15 protein-coding genes and 1 pseudogene are annotated in these 19361 nt (G+C 43.0%); 7 read left to right on the top strand and 9 right to left on the bottom strand.

Annotated features, from left to right (window positions below):
• Both L4C38_RS18260 and L4C38_RS18255 read left to right on the top strand, forming a co-directional pair.
• A pseudogene (locus tag L4C38_RS18260) lies at nt 1-304 on the top strand (transposase); the annotation flags it as partial.
• A gap of 110 nt (nt 305-414) precedes the next feature.
• Nucleotides 415-1104, top strand: coding sequence for a hypothetical protein (locus L4C38_RS18255; RefSeq protein WP_428798979.1), 690 nt, complete (start codon nt 415-417; stop codon nt 1102-1104).
• 38 nt (nt 1105-1142) lie between these two features.
• On the opposite strand, the gene L4C38_RS18250 is transcribed toward L4C38_RS18255, so the two are convergent.
• Genes L4C38_RS18250 through L4C38_RS18235 form a run of 4 tightly spaced genes read right to left on the bottom strand, consistent with a single transcriptional unit; the run spans nt 1143 to nt 4164 of the window.
• A complete protein-coding gene (locus L4C38_RS18250; protein ID WP_428798978.1) occupies nt 1143-2090 on the bottom strand; it encodes a helix-turn-helix domain-containing protein in 948 nt (315 codons plus the stop codon).
• A 27-nt stretch (nt 2091-2117) separates the two neighbouring features.
• Nucleotides 2118-2726, bottom strand: coding sequence for a hypothetical protein (locus L4C38_RS18245; RefSeq protein ID WP_428798977.1), 609 nt, complete (start codon nt 2724-2726; stop codon nt 2118-2120).
• A gap of 12 nt (nt 2727-2738) precedes the next feature.
• Complete coding sequence (locus L4C38_RS18240) at nt 2739-3461, bottom strand: SDR family NAD(P)-dependent oxidoreductase (protein ID WP_428798976.1); 723 nt, start codon at nt 3459-3461, stop codon at nt 2739-2741.
• Entirely contained in the window at nt 3454-4164 is a 711-nt protein-coding gene (locus L4C38_RS18235; protein ID WP_428798975.1) for a hypothetical protein, read from the bottom strand. The genes L4C38_RS18240 and L4C38_RS18235 overlap by 8 nt, the downstream gene beginning before the upstream one ends.
• Nucleotides 4165-4469: 305 nt before the next feature.
• On the opposite strand from L4C38_RS18235, the gene L4C38_RS18230 reads away from it, so the two are divergent.
• Both L4C38_RS18230 and L4C38_RS18225 read left to right on the top strand, forming a co-directional pair.
• Nucleotides 4470-4763: a hypothetical protein gene (locus L4C38_RS18230; RefSeq protein WP_428798974.1), complete on the top strand. Its 294-nt coding sequence runs from the start codon at nt 4470-4472 to the stop codon at nt 4761-4763.
• Between the two features lie 169 nt (nt 4764-4932).
• Nucleotides 4933-5700: an alpha/beta fold hydrolase gene (locus L4C38_RS18225; protein ID WP_428798973.1), complete on the top strand. Its 768-nt coding sequence runs from the start codon at nt 4933-4935 to the stop codon at nt 5698-5700.
• An 80-nt stretch (nt 5701-5780) separates the two neighbouring features.
• Here L4C38_RS18225 and L4C38_RS18220 read toward each other — a convergent pair whose 3' ends face one another.
• The 4 genes from L4C38_RS18220 to L4C38_RS18205 form a co-directional block, all read right to left on the bottom strand.
• Nucleotides 5781-6638, bottom strand: a complete 858-nt coding sequence (locus L4C38_RS18220) for a tetratricopeptide repeat protein (protein WP_428798972.1) — start codon at nt 6636-6638, stop codon at nt 5781-5783.
• 128 nt (nt 6639-6766) lie between these two features.
• On the bottom strand, nt 6767-8698 hold the full coding sequence (locus L4C38_RS18215) for a putative bifunctional diguanylate cyclase/phosphodiesterase (protein ID WP_428798971.1): 1932 nt from the start codon (nt 8696-8698) through the stop codon (nt 6767-6769).
• A 226-nt stretch (nt 8699-8924) separates the two neighbouring features.
• The gene (locus tag L4C38_RS18210; protein ID WP_428798970.1) at nt 8925-9584 is read right to left on the bottom strand and encodes a nitroreductase family protein; all 660 of its coding nucleotides are present in this window, start codon (nt 9582-9584) and stop codon (nt 8925-8927) included.
• Nucleotides 9585-9755: 171 nt separating this feature from the next.
• Entirely contained in the window at nt 9756-10685 is a 930-nt protein-coding gene (locus L4C38_RS18205; protein WP_428798969.1) for a LysR family transcriptional regulator, read from the bottom strand.
• Between the two features lie 97 nt (nt 10686-10782).
• Here L4C38_RS18205 and L4C38_RS18200 point away from each other — a divergent pair, with 97 nt between their 5' ends.
• Nucleotides 10783-11262, top strand: a complete 480-nt coding sequence (locus L4C38_RS18200; RefSeq protein WP_428798968.1) for a GNAT family N-acetyltransferase — start codon at nt 10783-10785, stop codon at nt 11260-11262.
• Nucleotides 11263-11346: 84 nt separating this feature from the next.
• Here the strand turns inward: L4C38_RS18200 and malT are convergent, their stop codons facing one another.
• Nucleotides 11347-14046: an HTH-type transcriptional regulator MalT gene (gene malT / locus L4C38_RS18195; RefSeq protein WP_428798967.1), complete on the bottom strand. Its 2700-nt coding sequence runs from the start codon at nt 14044-14046 to the stop codon at nt 11347-11349.
• A gap of 526 nt (nt 14047-14572) precedes the next feature.
• On the opposite strand from malT, the gene L4C38_RS18190 reads away from it, so the two are divergent.
• Nucleotides 14573-17026 (top strand): glycogen/starch/alpha-glucan phosphorylase, encoded by a 2454-nt coding sequence (locus L4C38_RS18190; protein WP_428798966.1) that lies wholly within the window; start codon nt 14573-14575, stop codon nt 17024-17026.
• A 63-nt stretch (nt 17027-17089) separates the two neighbouring features.
• A complete protein-coding gene (gene malQ, locus L4C38_RS18185) occupies nt 17090-19273 on the top strand; it encodes a 4-alpha-glucanotransferase (RefSeq protein WP_428798965.1) in 2184 nt (727 codons plus the stop codon).
• Nucleotides 19274-19361: the final 88 nt, after the last annotated feature.

Raw genomic sequence — 19361 nt, 5'->3', positions numbered from 1 at the left:
TCGCCGCGAGTGGATAAAGCAAAAACTATATGCGCTCTCGCAAGTCTACTGCATCGATATTTGCGCCTACGCGATTATGAGCAACCACTATCATCTGGTAGTTCATATCAATCGAGATAAAGCACAAGCACTTTCCAATCATGAAGTTGTCGAACGCTGGCAACAAGAGCACAAACTTCCAAGCTTAGTATCGCGTTGGTTATCAGGGCAATCAACCAGTGATGCCGAAACTGAAGCTTGCATGTCAATCATTGACTCTTGGCGCTCTCGCCTATGGAGCCTCAGTTGGTTTATGAAAGCAATTAAAGGGACACACACCCTAAAGTATTCAAAAAACCTATCAATCTTTGGCGCAAATATACAATATTACACGTATGGCAGACCTTATTATTGATAAAAATAAGGAGCATGCTAATGGCTGATATAAAGAGAACAATCTCCTGCCGAAATACACGATTTACGGTTTTGGTTTTTACGATGTTTACGAGCTTTTCAGTTCTTTCTGAAACCAAGATTTCAAATAAATCTCTCGAAAACACCAAGGTATATTCTGTAGAAAAGAGCACCGAAATCCTCTATGAAGCGAAAGCTACATGGGTAGCTGACTTTTTCGAAATGTACATTTTGCAGGGGCACCCTTCACAATTGGGTTCGCTAAAAATAGATTCGCGAAGTGTCACGGCTTTCGATGAAAGTGGGAACTTGCAGTGGCAGGATCAAAGAAAGCCTTCTGACAAGTTATGTATCCCTGAACTCTTTAGTGAGTTTATACGTGCTCACGCTGACACGCTACAAAGGGGGGAAGCGATTAAGTGTTTAGGGCCCGTTTTGAAAGCGAAAAAATTGGCACCTTTCGAAGTCTCGTTCGAAGGAAATAAGAATGGACAACATGTGTACCACATTGGTCCTGGCTCAATCGGTATGTGGTTTTTCTTAGACACTATCGAGATTCACTTCAGTGCTGATATGGAGCACTTAACATTCTATAGTGGAACGACGCCGGCCCCTATAGGTATCAATCAATCGATGGAATACTTAACATTTACAGGTAAAATTAGTGATGAAAACAAAATTGCACCGATCACTGATTCACCGCTTTGGTAGTAATTTGTGTAAATTCAAGAGTGACTAAGCTACATACCTCAGTCACTCTTAAACAGGCAATACTGCTTTGGTGACATTCCCGTCCATTTCTTAAATATTCGATTAAAGTGTGCTTGGTCTGAAAAACCACAGATAAACCCTATCTCTGCAAAACTCAAATCTTCACTCAATAGCAAATGACTTGCATGGTGAACTCTTACCTCCTGCAAGATTGAAGCAAACTTTGCACTGCTAGAATTGAGATAACGTTGCATGCTTCGCGTTGATAGCGCCATCAATTTTGCGGTGTTGAGCATATTCGCTTCTAACAACCCTACGCTGTATATAGCTCTTTTGGTTTTATCAATGATGTTATCCGCAGATAGATAATCTCCCTTAGAAGTATCTTGAAGAGGCTGAGTTTTAGATGGAGAAAAATCTGCAGACCAATGTATATACCACTCTGAGCTACGCTCTATCGACCCACAAACTGTAAGGTCTGGATAGCTGAATATTGGCTGTTGACCACTTTCATCTAAGGTGAGAGTGATGGCAGAATCCGTGATGTGGTGAATCAAACCGCATATCACGCCTAATACAGCTAAGTCTTCCTCAATGGTTGGCGAGGAATCCCCTCTAGATTGGTGAGAGATTCGCGCAAACGTAGGGGCAACCTCACACTCGATATAGTGATTACTGTGAATATAACTCTCAAGCCTTTGCCACTTGCTTAACAACGAGTGGGGTGTACTTCGAGAGAGAAGAGCTTTACCGGTTGGCGTATCAACAAAATCACAAATACCTACGCCCGTCTTTAATAAGGTAGGAAGCCCATAGTGACCACTAACAAACGAAACAAATTCTCTTTTTGTTTCTAACGGGATATGTGCTTTATCATGAGAGTAAGTTAAAGAGAGTTCATGAAGTGATAGCTTGCTTAAACCCGCGGATAGAATGTCGAGCATTATGCGACTTGCAAAACCTGCGTTGCGACTTTTTTCAGGCATTCGTTAATGGCTCCCTAAGACGTTATTCTAATTGTCTCCGTTTAAACCCGTTGCTGTTTGCTGCAACTGCGCTTGCTTGTGAGAAATAGACTGAGCAATTTTACTACCAATCCATGGTAGTTTGACTAACCATTTTGGTGAACGAGATATGATGAATACTACGCCACCAAACCATAGTAGTTTACCTAGAAATACAGACGCTACTACCAAGTAAGCGGAAATGCCCGATAACAAACTCAAAATGACCATCGTTCGCGGTGGGGTTGGCAACAAAGACATTGCTGCCAGAGCGTATAGCCCATATTGGTTAACATATCCGGTTAGCTTCTGCCAATTCTGATAGTGACTTGACTCCTCCGCTGGAATCGCACTTTGTATATAACTCTCAAACAAAACGGAAATAAACACTAAAATACTCGCCCCCGCCGCAGCAGCAAAAGCAAACATCAAGGCGATAATCAACGCCTTCTTAGGTTGATACCAAGCAAGCAACATTACGGATGTTTGCGTAGGAAGGGCTGGCACAAAAAAATCACCGATAGAAACGCCTGCCAAAACATATACTGCTTTGGTTTTTTTTCCATTTTTAGTCACCCAATTGAGCACCCGCTTTGCCAATGTTTGCTTTCCCTGCATTTCCATACATCCTTATGCTTTTAGCATGATATTTTCGATAAAATTTGGAAAAATCCGCCTTGTCTGCATGACCAATTTCATTTTGCCTATATGGATTTCTTTTTTACTGCTCAATGCACCTTGAATGATTTCGTCTGCGGCTTGCTCTGCTGATATTTTTCCTTTCCCTCGTCCTCGTGTCATATCGGTATCGACTAATGGAAGTATCGCCTCACAAACCTTTACGGCACTACCTTTGCGTTTTATCTGGGCATTGAACGATTTACAAAAAGTGCGCAAGCCAGCTTTGTTTGCACAGTAAATGGGGGAGCTTTGTTTCGGGGCGATAGCCAACCCTGAGGTAACATAAACCCAAGTACCTTTCGCTCTTTCCACGTTACCAAACAACAATTGCGTCAACTCAATGGGAGCGTTGAAGTTGATTTGTGTTTCAATGGCTACGCTTAATTCATCTTCAACAGGTTCAAACAAGTCTCTCGCTTGCTGCACGCCTGCATTGTGAATCACCATATCTAATGGCTTTGTCTCAATGGCTTCAGCCAGTGCTGCTATGCTTTCTTTAACGGATAAGTCACAGCAAATCCATTGAACGTTGGGGAAGCTAAGTTTAGCCGCACTAACCGATTTCTCACCACTTCCCGTTGAAATTACTGTATAGCCAAGAGAGGTACATTTAGACACAAGCGCTTTACCTACCCCGCGGGTACCCCCAGTAATCAGTACTGTTTTAGACATTTGCATGCTCCCTGATAATAGATAAGTCCATGGCGGTATCGAATGTTGCCAATCCTAAGTATTCGACATATTTCCCTTTAAGGTTTTTATCTCGAGGTTCCAAAAGACCGTCTATTTTCTCTAGGCAGTGTGTTTTACTGTTGAAGTGAAAATCGGTTGAGCCAAATCGCATTTTCCAAAACCACTTTTTGGGCGTAACACTAATAACAATTTTGTCTTTGAAATTTCGTTTTTGTAACGTTATCCCTGTATGGGCTTGCACTTTTAGAACGGTGTAGTCCAACTCTATTTTTCTGCCGTTCATTAGAGCATCCCAATGCTTAGCAATTTCAAAAGGTACGCTTAGCAGCGTGCACGGAGATGTCACGAAATTCAGGTTTTTCTCTTTTTCTTTATACTTGGTTTTATAACTACTTAGCTTTGCAGTGCCATGGCCATTTTTTACATCTAAACAACCTCTTTCATTCAAATCAGGGTGATTCATAGAGGCAAACTGAAGCCCATTTTTGCAGCACCACAAAACTTCTTCTATCGCTATGTCCTTGCTACTGGCTCCTTGCCAAACTCGCGTGGCTTTCAGAAAACCGTTATCTAACTTCTCTATGGTTAAGTTGTATTCAAACATCAACCTTGGATTAGTGTGACGATTATTGGTTACACCTGCATTAACTTGTCCAATTTGAACTGCTTTACTCTTTTCCATTTTTCCTCCTCACACCAGTTAGGGTGTAATGTAACGAGGACTAACTGGGAACTATTGAATATTTACGCCAATCATCTTTATCCACAAACTGTAATTACAGCAGGAAGTAATGGAATTGAGTTTATTGAGGCTTGTAGTGAAAACGAACAAGGTTCCTTCTTACGATTATTACTTAGGCGGAATTTTACTCAGCCTTAATTAAAAATTGCGAGTAGAAGGCATGGTAGAGCCTGTTATCCATATGGTTTGTTAAATCGCTTGGCGGTATTGTGTAAGCAATTATCATTACACTTTGGTTTGCACCTATGGAAAAACTAATTTTGAAGAGAACGGTATATTTGCACTTAATTGTATCAGCGCTATTAGATAGCCATTTAAAGGAGATTCAAGGCAGTGTTGATGCTGAGGAGTTTGATGAATTTCGCAGAGTGACAGGAAGAATAATGGGGGAAATCTATACGACCGTTTTATCTAAAATTTGGAGTGAGCACAATGATCTTAACCCTACGCTTATGGGCGGTGATTTTGAGGTGGACAACAGTGTTCAAGAAAAAGCGGTATCCTTTGTTGAAGAGCTTCTCAATAAATTAGATGCCTAAGTATGTAAGTTCGGCGTTCTAAAGCATAGCTCGAGATTAGCTTTAAAAACTTTGGTTGAATAGTGAGACTAAGGCACAGATTTCAAGTTAATAATGTGAAGATGAGGACGTTGTTAAATATTTGCCAAAGCTAGAATGTTTCTGATTCATAACATTGTGAGGAAGGATTATGTCTGGTTTTGGTCAGCATTTATTAATTGATGGCGCTGAGATTTACTACCAAGTGTCAGGCAATCCTGATGGTCAACCGTTAGTGATGTTACATGGCGGTTTAGGCAGTAGTGAAGATCTCGAAGGGCTATTAGGTTATATACCGGAGTTGTTTAAAGTTATTCGTATTGACCTACGTGGTCATGGGCGTTCAACGTTAGGTGAATTACCGTTGAGTTATATTCGCTATCAAAAAGACGTTGAGGCGGTTCTCGATCAACTGCAAGTCTATAAGTTCCACCTATTTGGATTCAGTGATGGAGGCACGGTTGGTTACCGGTTGGCGTCGATTCATGACTGTCGAGTTTTGAGTTTAGCCACACTAGGCGCTCAATGGCGTTTAGAATACGACGATCCTTCGATTGATATGTATGAAGGTTTAACCGCTGAGTTTTGGCAGCAAGAGTTTGAGGAAGAAGTTGCCCGCTACCAGGAAATTAACCCACAACCCGATTTTAACCTGCTGGTTAGTGAGGTTAAAGATTTGTGGCTAGATACGTTGGATAGCGGCTACCCGGATGAACTTGTTGAGAAAATTAACTGTTCAACACTAGTTATTCGTGGTGATAAAGACTTCTTGTTCTCTCTTTCTGAGGCACAAGCGTTAACGGACAGAATTCCTGATTGTGAGTTCTTAAATGTTCCTTTTTCTGAACATGAAGCGCACAAAGAATACCCTGAAATTGTTGGTGAAGCACTGCGAAGGTTTTTGCAAATCAACCATTGATTGCTTATTGATCTGAAGGGAATATTGTTTGATAAAACAGCACCACGATAGTGGTGCTGTTTTAGTTTCATATACTCAAATTAGAGTGACTCTTCAGTGTATTGCTCTAACATTGCTTCAAAGCGCTTGTTGCCATGTAGAGATTCAAAGTCTTGTTCGTGGGCGATAAGATCTTTTGTTGAAGGGCTGGCTTCAATCGCTCTTTCTAAATCATCAATTGCTTGTTCTTCAATCCCCAATTTTGCGAAAGCGCAGGCGCGTTGGTAAAGAGCTGGTCCATTCGTTTCATCCAAATCTAAAACACGGTTACACAAGCTCAGCGCCCAGTTGTATTCGTTGGCTTCCATGGCGGCATCCGCTTTGTAAGTGAGTGCTTCTAAGTCACCCGGTCGGATCTGTAAAATCTCATCATAGACAGCGATTTTTTGCTCGGGGGTTTGCATGTTTTGAGAACGTAGCCAAAGGTTATGGACTTCGTTGATGATTTCAATTTCTTTGTTGTTCTCACTGATATTACGAGTTTTACGTTTTAGATCGCGCTCTAAGGCGACGAATTTCTTCTCATACTCTTGTGCGATACCTTCCAGACGTTGGTCGGCCATCTCTTTGGTTTTTATCTTTAATTCGCGCAGTGATTGCCAGCCAACAAAAGCGATCAATGAGGCCACGCCAGCGATAATATAGAAGAAGTAGGTAACGGTAACATTGGCATAGTTTAAGGATTTGTCGGCGACAGCAAGTTCGCGATCAGTAATATCAATGACTAATCTACGCTCTAAATCTTGCTGTGATTCACGTAAAGATTTCAGCTCATCAAGTATGTAGCGTTCCATCAATGGACGATCAAGTAAGTCAGATTCAGAATATTTTTCTTCGGCAAAAGCAGAAAAGCTAACGGCGGTAAGGACGATCAACAAGAGTGAAGTGATAGAGCGCATTTGGCTTCCTTACTGTAAAAAAGTTGTATAAATTCATCGTTCTTTTTCACAGTAGCAGATCGACAAGCGGTAACGCAAAACGCAAAGTGCCATTTAATTGATATATTTGCAGATAATCTGAATTGGGATCAATGCAAATAGCGTTGGGCAAAGTCTTCAGCCGGCATCGGGCGGCTAAATAAATACCCTTGCAGGTAGGAATAGTTGTTATTGCACATTAACTGCTTTTGGCTCTCTTCTTCAATCCCTTCAGCGACCACTTTTAATCCAAGTTTTTCGCAAATCACGGAGGTGGCTTGAATAATGGCCAATGCGCCGTCTTGGTCGGATTGGGCAAAGCTCTTATCTAGTTTGACCATATCTATCGGTAATTGCTGTAACACCGAGAGTGAAGAGTATCCGGTGCCAAAATCATCAAGGTATATCTTTACACCAATCTGTGAAAGCTCACCCAGCCACTGTTTAACCTCTTCCATTTTGTACACCATGCATGATTCTGTAAGCTCAATGGCAATTTGAGAAGGCTTCACATGGTACTTCTTCAGTAATTCGGTTAAGCGTGCGTTGAACCCACTGTGTAGTTGGATGCGAGAGACATTAATACTAACGACTAAATCTTGTTTGTGGCAGTTCTGCCATTGGCTCAGTTGTTGTAAAGTGCGCTGAATTACCCAATCACCGAGAGCGACGATCTGCCCAGAATCTTCAGCAATAGGGATAAATTCAGCGGGTGATATATGCCCCAACGTTGCATTACTCCAACGCAACAAAGCTTCTGCTCCGTATAGTGTGTGAGTCTTACAACAGAAAATTGGCTGATAGTGCAAGCTAAACTGGTTACTGTCTAATGCTTGAGTTAGGTGTTGGCGAATCAGTGATTTTCGTATCACTGCTTGTGCAATATCGGGAGTGAAAATTTGGTAACGATTCTTGCCCTGTTCTTTGGCTTTGTGCATCGCGTAGTTAGCGTATTGAATTAAGGTTTCAACGGGTAGGCGTTGTTGTGAATCAAACGTAGAACAACCTAGGCTGCCATTGACTGACACGTTAATGGAGCTTTGCAGTTCATAGGGGGGACGGAGTAATTGAATGATCTCCTGAAGTTTACGATCTAATGATTCTTGTACTGGCAATAAAGCAACAAATTCATCACCCCCAAAGCGAGCTAATGCTAACGAGTCAGGCAGTGCTTGTTGTAACCTTTGAGCGACAGCCATCAGTAGTGAGTCACCTTGAGTATGACCATAGGTATCGTTAATCATTTTGAATCCATCAAGATCGATAAACACCAAATGAAAACTGTGATGGGTTTGCGCCCATGAGTTTGCTTGCGAGAGTAAGCCGCGACGATTGTATAGTTCGGTTAAACAATCGTGATTGGCTTCAAATTGCGCGGCCAGCATCTGTTTTTTTTGCTCGCTAATATCAGTCAGCTCAAGAAGTAGCTGTTTTTTTTCTTTTACCCAGTTCGCCGTTATGTGGAAGCTATAAGCTTTACTATTGATGGTTAAGTAAGTTTCTTTTTCAACCACGCCGTTAGTTTGGGCTTCGGTTAACCACTTGTCCGCGCGTTGGGCGCTGCCCGTCAATGTTGATAGGTGTGTAAGTGGGAGTGGATGAAAATTTTGAAAGGCATTATTCGTGCTAAGTAGATTGCCCATGTGATCAAATAACAAAGACAAATTGGATCCGTCGGTAAAAGACGGTTGATCAAGAGGATAAGATTCTTCAGACAACGCATGCACTAACATGGCTAGTCGACCGTCTTCGAGCACTACACCGCTAAAGTCGCACAGAACGCGTTTATGTATCTGTTTTGGGGTGATGTTCCACCATTTTCTAATATTGTCACCAAGACCAAATTTTTTACGAAAGGTCTCTAAAGAGGTTTTAACCGCTTGCGACATACAAGATTTAATATCTCGTTCAAGTAACTCTTCAAGGCTTTCGGCTTCCCATAGCAACAGTGCGGCTGGGTTGGCCCAAGAAATACATTGTTGATCAAAATCATAGATCCAAATAGGAGTATGAATTTGTTCCAAAGCCTTAAATCGTTCCATCAATCACTCTCTGTTTAGCGATGCTTAACCGACTGCGTATGCTATTTAGGTGAGTGATAAGGTTCAATCTTAAACTTTCTAAAAGAGTAATAAGTCTCAGGTGTGAGAGGACGTTTCTTTTTTGATTCAGAGTGGCAGTCTGTTATTTATATCTAGGCTAGTAAAAGACCCAGCGAGAGCAGGGTCTTTTAAGTTGGAGTTCGGTTTCGCTATAACCAAAGGGTAATTACAGTACTTGTAGAATATCTTCAATCGGTAAACGAGCTTTTGGTTTGCCGTGGTTATAGTCTTCGCCATCTTGGTGGTAACCCATTGCCAAAGCAACTTCACAGACATAACCACCGAGCTCATCTTTAAACAGTTCACTAATTAGCTCAGGATCTATCCCTTCCATTGGTGTTGAATCGATACCAAGACGAGCGAGAACGTGCAAAGTATTTCCTAAGGCTAAATACGTTTGAGAGCGAGTCCAATGACCGTTAAAACCGCTTTCATCGGTATTCGCTTCAGCAAACGTGTACGCGCCATCCAGCATATTGTTGTACATATCGGCAGGAAGGTGACCTGAAGTGACTTCAGCATCCACCACTTTTCTATACAAGTCTTTGCTGTAGTTCGGATTGTACGCAAACAAAATTATGTGTGAGGATTCTTTCGCATGTGGTTGGTTAAATTGGTGTTTGTTTGCGAATGTGTCGTGAAAGCGTTGTTTAGCGGCATCACTTTCAATCACAATAAATTTCCAAGGCTGTGAGTTGATAGAAGATGCAGATAAACGGATTGCTTGATAGATCACATCAAGGTCTGCCTGTGGGATACGCTTCTCCGCATTGTAACGTTTAGCTGTATAACGTGATTCTAGATCTGTAATAATTGGATGTGTCATATCGTACCCTACTGAAATTCTAATCTTGGCGATTGCCTTGTCTACAAGCTGCATTCTAGGGTGATGAGCTGCTGAGAAAAACCATCTCGTCATTGAAACATTATCAAAAATATATTGATAATAGAGAGGGTTCTATATGTGGCTTCGTAACAGCTTTTAGCTTGGTCATACTTAGTATTCACGATGAAAATTAAGGTTTAACTCTGATAGTAACTTCTTGAACCAGAGGAGTTTTCCATTTTTCTCCTGTGTTTTATGCCAATAGAGTTTGATTTGATAATTAGGTATTTCAATGGCGGGTGGAAAGATGTTTAACCCTAGTGACAACACAAGGTGTTCTACGTAAGTGCGAGGTACGGTAAGTAGATACGGGGTTCCTGAAATTAGGTAGGGTGCGCAAAGTACACTTGGTAGACTAACTGCAATATGACGTTTGCGATTTATCTTAGCTAGTTGCTCATCAACGACGGCTGTTCTTTCATTCCAAGGTGTTACAACCACATGTGATAGGCGTATGAAATCCTCAAGGCTTAACGAAGAGTTACCTCTAAGTTCAGTGTGCTTAGCGCAGGCTACAGTACAGTACTCATCATCTAACCAGATCTGGTGAGCGATGTGATTCGAACGCTCAATTTTATGATCAAACCCTAACGCAAAATCTATGTCACCTTGTTCCAGTTGAGCCTCGGGTATACGTTGGTTGGTTTGGACTATTCTCAAAGAGATGTTTGGAAAGTGTTGGGCTAAATAGGCGCTAACTTTAGGTAGAAAAGTCCATGTAGTGAAATCGGTCCCGCTTAGCGTTATTTCATGGTGGCCGATGAATGGATTGAATGGTATTGAGGATGACAGCCCTTCATTTAGCATTTGCATAGCAGGTATCACAGATTGAGCTAGCCGCTCGGCTTTCTCTGTTGGTAACATTTTGCTGTTGGTGCGAACAAATAAGTCATCATTTAGCCGCTCTCGGAGTCGTGCTAAACCGTGACTGCACGCGGATTGGCTGATATGTAAATGATGCGCAGCGCTATTGACGGAGTGGCGTTGATATATTGCCTCAAAGATTTTTAGCAAGTTCAGATCAAGATTTGTGATATCCATATGAACCTCATGCAGGATGTGGATGAAGAGAATGCACTTACATCATATTAATATTGAGTTATGCTGTCAGCACATGCTTGAATACAAAGGATTAAGAATGTTCAATATGCGACCAGCCACCAAAGCAGATTCTGCAATCATTTATCGCTTTATTCATGAACTTGCCGACTATGAGCGAGCTTCGCATCATGTTGAAGCCACAGAGCAGGATATCCGGAAAAGTTTGTTTTCAGAAGGCTCATCAGCGAATGCGATGATTTGTGAATGTGCGAATGAAACGATAGGTTTTGCGGTTTATTTTTTCAATTACTCTACTTGGCTGGGTAAAAATGGACTTTATTTGGAAGATTTATACGTTACGCCAAATCATAGAGGTTCAGGGGCTGGAAAAGTTATAATGAAAACCCTCGCCAATATCGCATTGGAAAATGACTGCGCGCGTTTTGAATGGTCTGTATTGGATTGGAATCAACCAGCGATAGACTTCTATTGTAGCATTGGTGCACAGGAACAAAGTGAATGGAGAACCTACAGGCTAACGGGTAGCCAGCTGCAAACATTTGCTGCTCAAAGTTAGAAATTTAACGAAAAGACAATGATTCTAATTTGTTCACTACATTTGATTACGGTCTTTATGTTATAGGCTTGCGCTTCTTTAGCATCAAGAATTGGATTGATAACCAATCAGGTTTATTAAGCTTTCAGCCGTACTGATAGCCTGTTTTCTATTAGCAATATTGAGCTTTTGATACAAATTTCGAATGTGAGTTTTGATTGTTGTGCCAGCCACATCTAACTCATGCGCGATCTGCTCATTGCTTAACCCCGAGTAAATCAAATCAAGCACTTGCCATTCGCGTTGAGTAAGAGGGCTGTTGCGAACCAACTCGGGTACCTTTGGATGGTTTACGACCTGGTTGATGAAGCTTTCGCCAAAGTGCGAAGAGCCGCTTCTAGGCTTTGTGGTAATAGATTTGAGTAGTTGATTGGTGCGAAAACGAGTTAAATCATCAAGCTCAGATTGAAATTCAGCTTGCTGCAATAGGGGGACCAATTGATCTAAGTCGTAAAGGAAATCGCCTAAGATCGCGGTTTGATTCGCCAGATTCAACGCCTCTTTTATGGCGTTTTTTGTCGTCAGTTTCGGCTGTGTATGTATGGCTAATACAGACTCAATAATCGCATTACGGCTGATATCAGTAACCAATTGGTTGCGGGCGGCTTCATCTTGAAGGTGGCTAAGGCTTTGAGCTGCTTGTGGATACTGCCCCAAGTAAATCTGCGCACGAGTAATGTTGCGCCATTGCATTTGAGTAAAGTGGTTGCATGCTTGTTCAGGTCGGATGGCATTATTTAACCATAATTGAATTGAACTCATATCTTGTTTAGCTTGCCAAAATAGCAGTTGCGAGAGAGAGGCGTTGGCGTTCCAATCAATATGATAAGAAGATTGAGCAAGTCGGCACTCAATCTCGGCTACAAACTTTGCTGCTCTATCCATTTCACCACGGCATATGGCAAGACGCGTGAGCATTGCATAGCATTGCAATAGTCGTTTTTCTGATTGATTCTTACTGAGTTGAAGTGCTTGATTTACGCATGATTCCGCCTCATCGAGCCGATTCCAACTAAATAGTAATTGGGCTCGAACTCTGAATAGAAACTCATGCAAAGACGGTTGTTTTAGCTGTTGAGCATCAAGTAACTTGAAGGCAATTTCTTGTACATCAAATGACGCTTGTAAATGACCTTTAGCAGTCAATATTTCACTTTGTTGTAGCAAGGCCCATAACGCATGATGGTGAACTTGGTACTGCCGCGCCAGTTTCTCAGTTTGTTGCATTAAAGGTAATGCGCGATCCAAATAGCCCAATACATGATTCACTTCACCAATGACGGAAGTCGCGACAATACGACTATAGTAAGCCTTTCCGTCAATTTGGCTCAATGCTAATTCTGCCAAATTTAAAGCTTGATGTGGTTGGTGTTTACTTATCGCTATTTGGGCTTTTAATGCATTGAACTCGCCCTGCATTTTAACTGGCTGCTCTGATTGATCTATCTGCGCGAGAATCGAGTTGACCTCTTCGTCGCGATGTTGGCTTTGTGCTAACCAAGCTTGCAGAAGGCTGAGGGTAGGTTGCTGGTAAATTTGGCTGTGAGGAACGCTGTTCAAGGCGTTGTCTAAGCAAACATACTCACCACCATTGAATAGTTCCCATCCATATTGGCAGAGGATCTCCGCCGTCAACATATGGTCGTTGGCTTGTTTTGCATGCAATAATGCCTGTACAACATTCGGTAGCGTAAGCCAAGCGCGCGCAGCCAGTTGATGCAGATGAGTGTCTTGCTCGGGTAAACGAATTTTGCGTTCGTGGTGCAGAAATTCACTAAATAGGCTGTGGAACCGGAACCAATTGTGAACCTCTGTAACAGGTGAAATAAATAACCCGTAGCGCTGTAAAGATTCAATCATGTTCTGGGCATCATCACGTTGAGTAACGGAGGCTGCTAGGGTGTGGTTGAATTTATCTAGTATTGAACATTGCAATAAAAATTCTTGAGTGTCGTTATCGAGAATCGCAAACACTTCATCAATAAGATAATCCCATAAATGGTTTTGATTCAATGGAGTCGTTGATAGCGGAGGCTTGACTGCCATAGCTTGATATTGAGTTTGCCATGCAATCAATTCGAGTGCGGATGGCCAACCTTCGACATATTGATATAAACGATCAATTTCTTCGGAATCGAGAGGCTGATCAAGGCGTTGCATAAAAAATGCGGTCGTTTCATCGATATCAAATGCAAGCCAACGTTGATCGACTTCCGTCATCATTCCGCGTACCCGAAGGTTTGCAATACCAAGCGGAGGAATCGAGCGGGTGGTAAGCACTATCGTAAGATGATCGGGTTGATGCTTAAGGAAGTAGTTCATTGCTTCATGGATAAGCGCATCCTGAATATGGTGGTAATCATCCAGCACTAAATATGCGTGCTTGCTAGTTTGTCTGATTTGTTTGAGCGCTTCAATCAAGAGACTCATGACAGATGAGAGCGGTTGATCCTTTGCTTGTTTAAGAGCGTCTTGACAAGCATTCCCTGTCGCATCATTCAGTGCCGCCAAAAAATAGCTGGCAAATTGAGTGGGCTCATTATCATTAGCATCAATATTGTACCAGCCAATATTTTGTTTCCCTTCTAACCACTGCGCGGCAATTGTTGTTTTTCCATACCCGGCAGGTGCGCGAAACAACACCAATTTTTGTTGATCAGTTTGTTTTAGTAAATCCGTAATTCGAGATCGCTGGATTTGATCGAGAGAATAAGTTGGACGGCTGAGTTTTGAAGGAATCCACATCCTGTTTGTATCCTTGTGCTCGCAACTAAAACCAAGTCATAAAAGCGCGTGACAGGCTTTGCATGTGTTAGCACATGGTAAGGGAGAAAATGACTGACGTGGTTGAGGGATGAGTCAGATTTTTGCTCATCTCACGTTTTGTTATTGTCTACGCCCCAATAATGTGATGCTAAGCAATGAATTTCACATGAGAAAGATTTTGGAATGGTCTGTCATGGCTGCGCAGCGTCTTATACCTGCTCTTAATGCTGTAAGTGTGACCAATTCGGCAGAATTGAACTTTGCGATCCTACGTTCACACAGAAACGTCATAAATCTAAGCTAGATTTATTGGGGGCAAATTGTGATCACAATCAATGTTCGTTCAGTGTTAATTAAAGCATTACGTGACCGTTGTCATGTTTACTGGGGGTAGGGTCAATCTACGCCCCCCAAACTACTCCTATCAGCCTGCTATTTAGGAGGATGCATTGTTGCTTATGCCTTTGCACGATAGCAAATAGGGAAACTAGAAGAGACTTCATCGATGAAACCGACACAGCAGATCCAGTTCGACAAAGCTTCATTCCAAAACAGTGTTAAGAAACACCTCAGCTCAACTTATGCCACTACCATAGAGAAGGCTTCTAGCCGAGCTTGGTACTTGGCAATGGGAAGCGCATTGTCAGAGTTGACCACGTTCGACTTGTTGGAGACAGAGCAAGACGAAAGAATACGTAACGCTAAGAGTGTTAACTATCTATCGTTGGAGTTTTTGATTGGTCGTCTAACCGGTAATAATTTAATCAGCATGGGCTTGTACGAACAAATCACACAAGCGATGGAAGAGTTAGGTCAGAATTTAACGGATCTACTGGAAGAAGAACGCGATCCTTCATTAGGTAATGGTGGCTTAGGGCGACTAGCGGCTTGTTTCATGGATTCACTGGCTGCTCAAGAGTTTCCAACCGTGGGTTACGGGTTGCATTATGAGTATGGTTTATTCAAGCAATCTTTTGCAAAAGGACACCAGCAAGAAGCGCCCGATGCTTGGTGTGGGGTTGAAGGTTATCCTTGGGAAGTTGCTAGACCGGATCTCGCGCAAGAGATTGGTTTTTACGGGCACGTTGAAGTGACTCAAAATAACGGATGTGAGCAACGCCGTTGGGTTCCGGGCATGACAGTAAAGGCAATGCCTTGGGACATTCCAATTGTTGGCTATCAAAGCGATACCGTATACCCATTAAGACTATGGGAATGCAAGGCAATCGCCCCGTTCTCATTAGAAAGCTTCAATAACGGTAACTACTTTGAAGCACAGCATGCGCTTATTGATGCGGGTAACATCACCAAAGTACTCTATCCAAATGATAACCACGAAAAGGGCAAAACTCTGCGTTTAATGCAACAGTACTTCCATAGTGCGGCATCGGTACGAGATATTTTGCGTCGCCACGAAGAGGCGGGGCATACCTTAGCTGCTTTGCCTAAGTATGAGACTATTCAGCTTAACGATACTCACCCTACCATTGCGATCCCTGAGTTAATGCGTATTTTTGTCGATGAAAAAGGCATGAGTTGGGATGAAGCATGGTCAATTTGTTCGAAGACGTTTGCTTATACCAACCACACTTTATTGCCAGAGGCATTAGAGTCATGGAGTGAATCTTTGATTCAACGTTTGCTGCCTCGTCATATGGAAATCATCTATCAAATTAACCACCTATTCTTGAAGGAAGTCCGAGCCAAGTGGCCGGATGATGTTTCAAAGCAGCGCAAGTTGTCGATCATTCAGGAAGGCTTCCACCGTATGGTGCGAATGGCAAACCTTTGTGTGGTTGGCTCATACGCGGTAAATGGTGTGGCGGCGCTGCACTCGCAATTGGTTAAGCGTGATTTATTCCCTGAGTTTGATGAACTCTATCCAACGCGCTTACAAAACGTGACTAATGGCATTACCCCGCGTCGCTGGCTAAAATTCTGTAACCCAGATTTAAGTCAACTGATTACCGCTAAGATTGGTGAACAATGGGTCGCCGATTTAGACCAACTCGAAGCGATTTCTCAATTTGCTGATGACGCAGAGTTCCAGCAGCAGTTTATGGCTGTTAAAAAAGCCAACAAACAGCGCCTTGCGGATTGGGTTAAACAGAATATGGATATCGAATTGGATACCAATGCCATCTTCGATGTGCAAATCAAACGCTTACATGAATACAAACGCCAGCATTTGAACATGCTGCATATTTTGTCGCTTTATTATCGTCTACTTAATGATGCAGATTTTGATATGGTGCCAAGAGTCTTTATCTTTGCCGCTAAGGCTGCGCCCGGTTATCACCTCGCGAAAGAGATCATTTACGCCATCAACATGATTGCTGAGAAGGTCAACAACGATCCGCGTATTAACAACAAACTCAAAGTTGTATTTCTGCCGGATTATCGAGTCAGCATGGCGGAAATTATTATTCCGGCAGCAGATGTATCGGAACAAATTTCGACAGCGGGTAAAGAAGCTTCAGGCACAGGTAATATGAAAATGGCGCTTAACGGTGCGTTAACCATAGGTACCATGGATGGTGCCAATGTCGAAATTCGCGAAGAAGTAGGTGATGAAAACATCTACATATTTGGTTTGGATGTCGATGAAGTGGAGCGCCTACATGCATCCGGCTATAACCCGTATTCGTATTACAACGCCGATCCATTGCTTAAAGCTTCATTAGATTTGCTGGTGGGTGATGAATTTACCCCTGGTGAAGAAGGCAAATTAAGGGTGACGTTCGATAGCCTGCTGGATGGGGGAGATCCTTATCTCGTTTTGGCCGATTTCGCTTCTTATGTTGAAGCTCAGGAAGCCATTGATACTCAGTATCGAGATCAACAAGGATGGGCGAAGAAAGCCATTTTGAACACCGCATTGGTCGGTAAATTTAGTTCTGACCGAAGTATTCGAGATTACGTTAACAATATCTGGCAGCTAGAGAGCGTAAAACGCTAATTGAGTAAGACCACCTAAATGGTGGTCTTTATCTAGCAAAGTGAAGAGCTTTCGGAGAGAGTTATGATCAGTCAAACAGTGTTAAAACAGGCGGCAGAGGTTGCCAATATTGCCGATTCCTACATTAGTGCTTGGGGAAGCAATGCGGCGGTGGAAGAAGACACGATTCTGAGCTTGTTGTCAGCATTAGGTTACAACACGACGAATGATGAAGCGCTGCTCGCCAGTGCGGAAAAAAAAGCCAAACGAAATGCACTTGCCCCTGTCGTTGTTCTGCGAGATGGTCACCCACGCGAAGTTTCCCTTTATATCGGAAAAAGCGTGAGAGAGAGTGATTTCAGTTGGTCGATTCACACTGAACAAGGTAAGCATTTTTCAGGTGCAGTGAGTGAACACATCACACGTGATGAACGCCAAGACGGCGGTGCGTTAGTCGTCTCGTTACCGAGTGATTTGCCATGGGGTTATCACCAATTGTCGATTACGCGAAAGAGACGTAAAGTACCTTACCGCGCCAGTTTAATTGTCACCCCACAAGCCTGTTTCAAGCAATCAGCGATGGAACAAGGTAAAAAAATGTGGGGACCGAGCATTCAACTCTATACATTAAAAAGTTGTCACAATTGGGGGATAGGGGACTTTGGCGATCTTAAGCAGCTGGTAGCGGAAATAGCCTCTCGCGGTGGTGACTTTGTTGGGCTTAACCCCATTCACTCATTGTTTCCTGCTAACCCAGAAGCCGCAAGTCCGTACAGTCCGTCGTCGCGTCGTTGGCTGAACGTTCTTTATATCGATGTCAGTTCGGTGCCCGAGTTTGCGCTAAGTGTTGAAGCGCAACAAACGGTAGGCAGTGTAGAGTTTCAGCAACGCTTACAGAGCGCTCGAGATGCTCACTGGGTCAACTATAGTGAAGTTGCGGCTCTCAAACTTAGTGTGCTACCCCTATTATTCCAAGAGTTTAAAACCCGTCATTTAGAGACGGATAGTGAGCGTGCTCGTCTGTTTTTAGAGTTTGTTGAAATCGGTGGTGAAAGTTTACTTAATCAAGCCGCGTTTGATGCGTTACATGCTCAACTTCAGCAGCAAGATCAGGGCGTATGGGGTTGGCCGGTATTTCCAGAGCAGTATCGTAAATTTAGTAACCAAGCGGTTCAGGAATTTATTGCCCAGCACCGCGATCAAGTTCACCTTTACATGTACCTGCAATGGATAGCCGATTGTCAGGTGCATGAGGCTCAAGTGCTGGCCGAGAATAAGGGCATGTCTGTCGGTCTATATCGTGACTTAGCCGTTGGTGTTGCTGATTCAGGTGCGGAAACATGGGCAGATGATGGGCACTTGGTTCAAGATGTGAGCATAGGTGCGCCGCCGGATGTACTTGGACCATTAGGGCAAAACTGGGGGCTGCCACCGCTTAACCCAGAAGCACTGCAAGCGACTGGCTATGAGGCGTATATCAAGCTGTTACGCGCAAATATGCAACATTGCGGAGCACTGCGGATTGATCATGTGTTGGGGCTGCTGCGTTTATGGTGGATCCCGAAAGGAGAGAGCGCCACTCAAGGTGCTTATATCTATTATCCAGTAGAAGATATGTTGGCGATACTGGCATTGGAGTCGCATCGGCACCAGTGCAGTGTGATCGGTGAAGATCTGGGAACTGTGCCCGATGAAATCGTCGATAAACTGCGTGAAGCAGGTGTGTATTCATACAAGGTGTTTTTCTTTGAAACATCAAAGCAAGACGGTGGCTATTTGTCGCCTGCACATTATGCAACTCAATCAATGGCAACTTTGTGTACTCATGATATGCCAACCTTAAGAGGTTTTTGGCATTGTGATGATCTTAAGATGGGCAAAGAGCTTGGTTTGTATCCAAATGAGGATCAGTTACACGGCTTATTTGATGCACGCTTGAAGAGTAAGCAAGCCATTTTAGACTCGGTAGCTTGGCACGGGTTTTTACCACAAGGCGTAGGGCTAGACGCATCACGGGTACCAATGGATGGCTATTTAGCGGAGGCGTTGCAACTTCATGTTGCTGCGGGGGATTCTACCTTGTTTAGCGTACAGCTAGAAGATTGGTTAGAGATGGATCAACCTGTCAATATTCCGGGCACCGTGAATGAATACCCGAACTGGCGACGTAAGTTATCTATGGATCTAGAGCATCTGTTTGGCTTGGAAGGTGTTAACCAAATTGCGGTGAAGCTTTCGCAAGTTCGAAGTAAAGCTTCATCTTGTTGATGGCAGGTGAGTGCACGTGTCATCATGGTGACTTCAACATATTGAACATAACAGGCAGATAGATAAGAAAAACTTTGATCTGGTCACT

It is taken from the genome of Vibrio kasasachensis (genome assembly GCF_050337565.1).
GTDB lineage: Bacteria > Pseudomonadota > Gammaproteobacteria > Enterobacterales > Vibrionaceae > Vibrio > Vibrio kasasachensis.
Note: the sequence above shows the minus strand (reverse complement) of the source record. Positions and strands in the feature narration are given on the sequence as shown.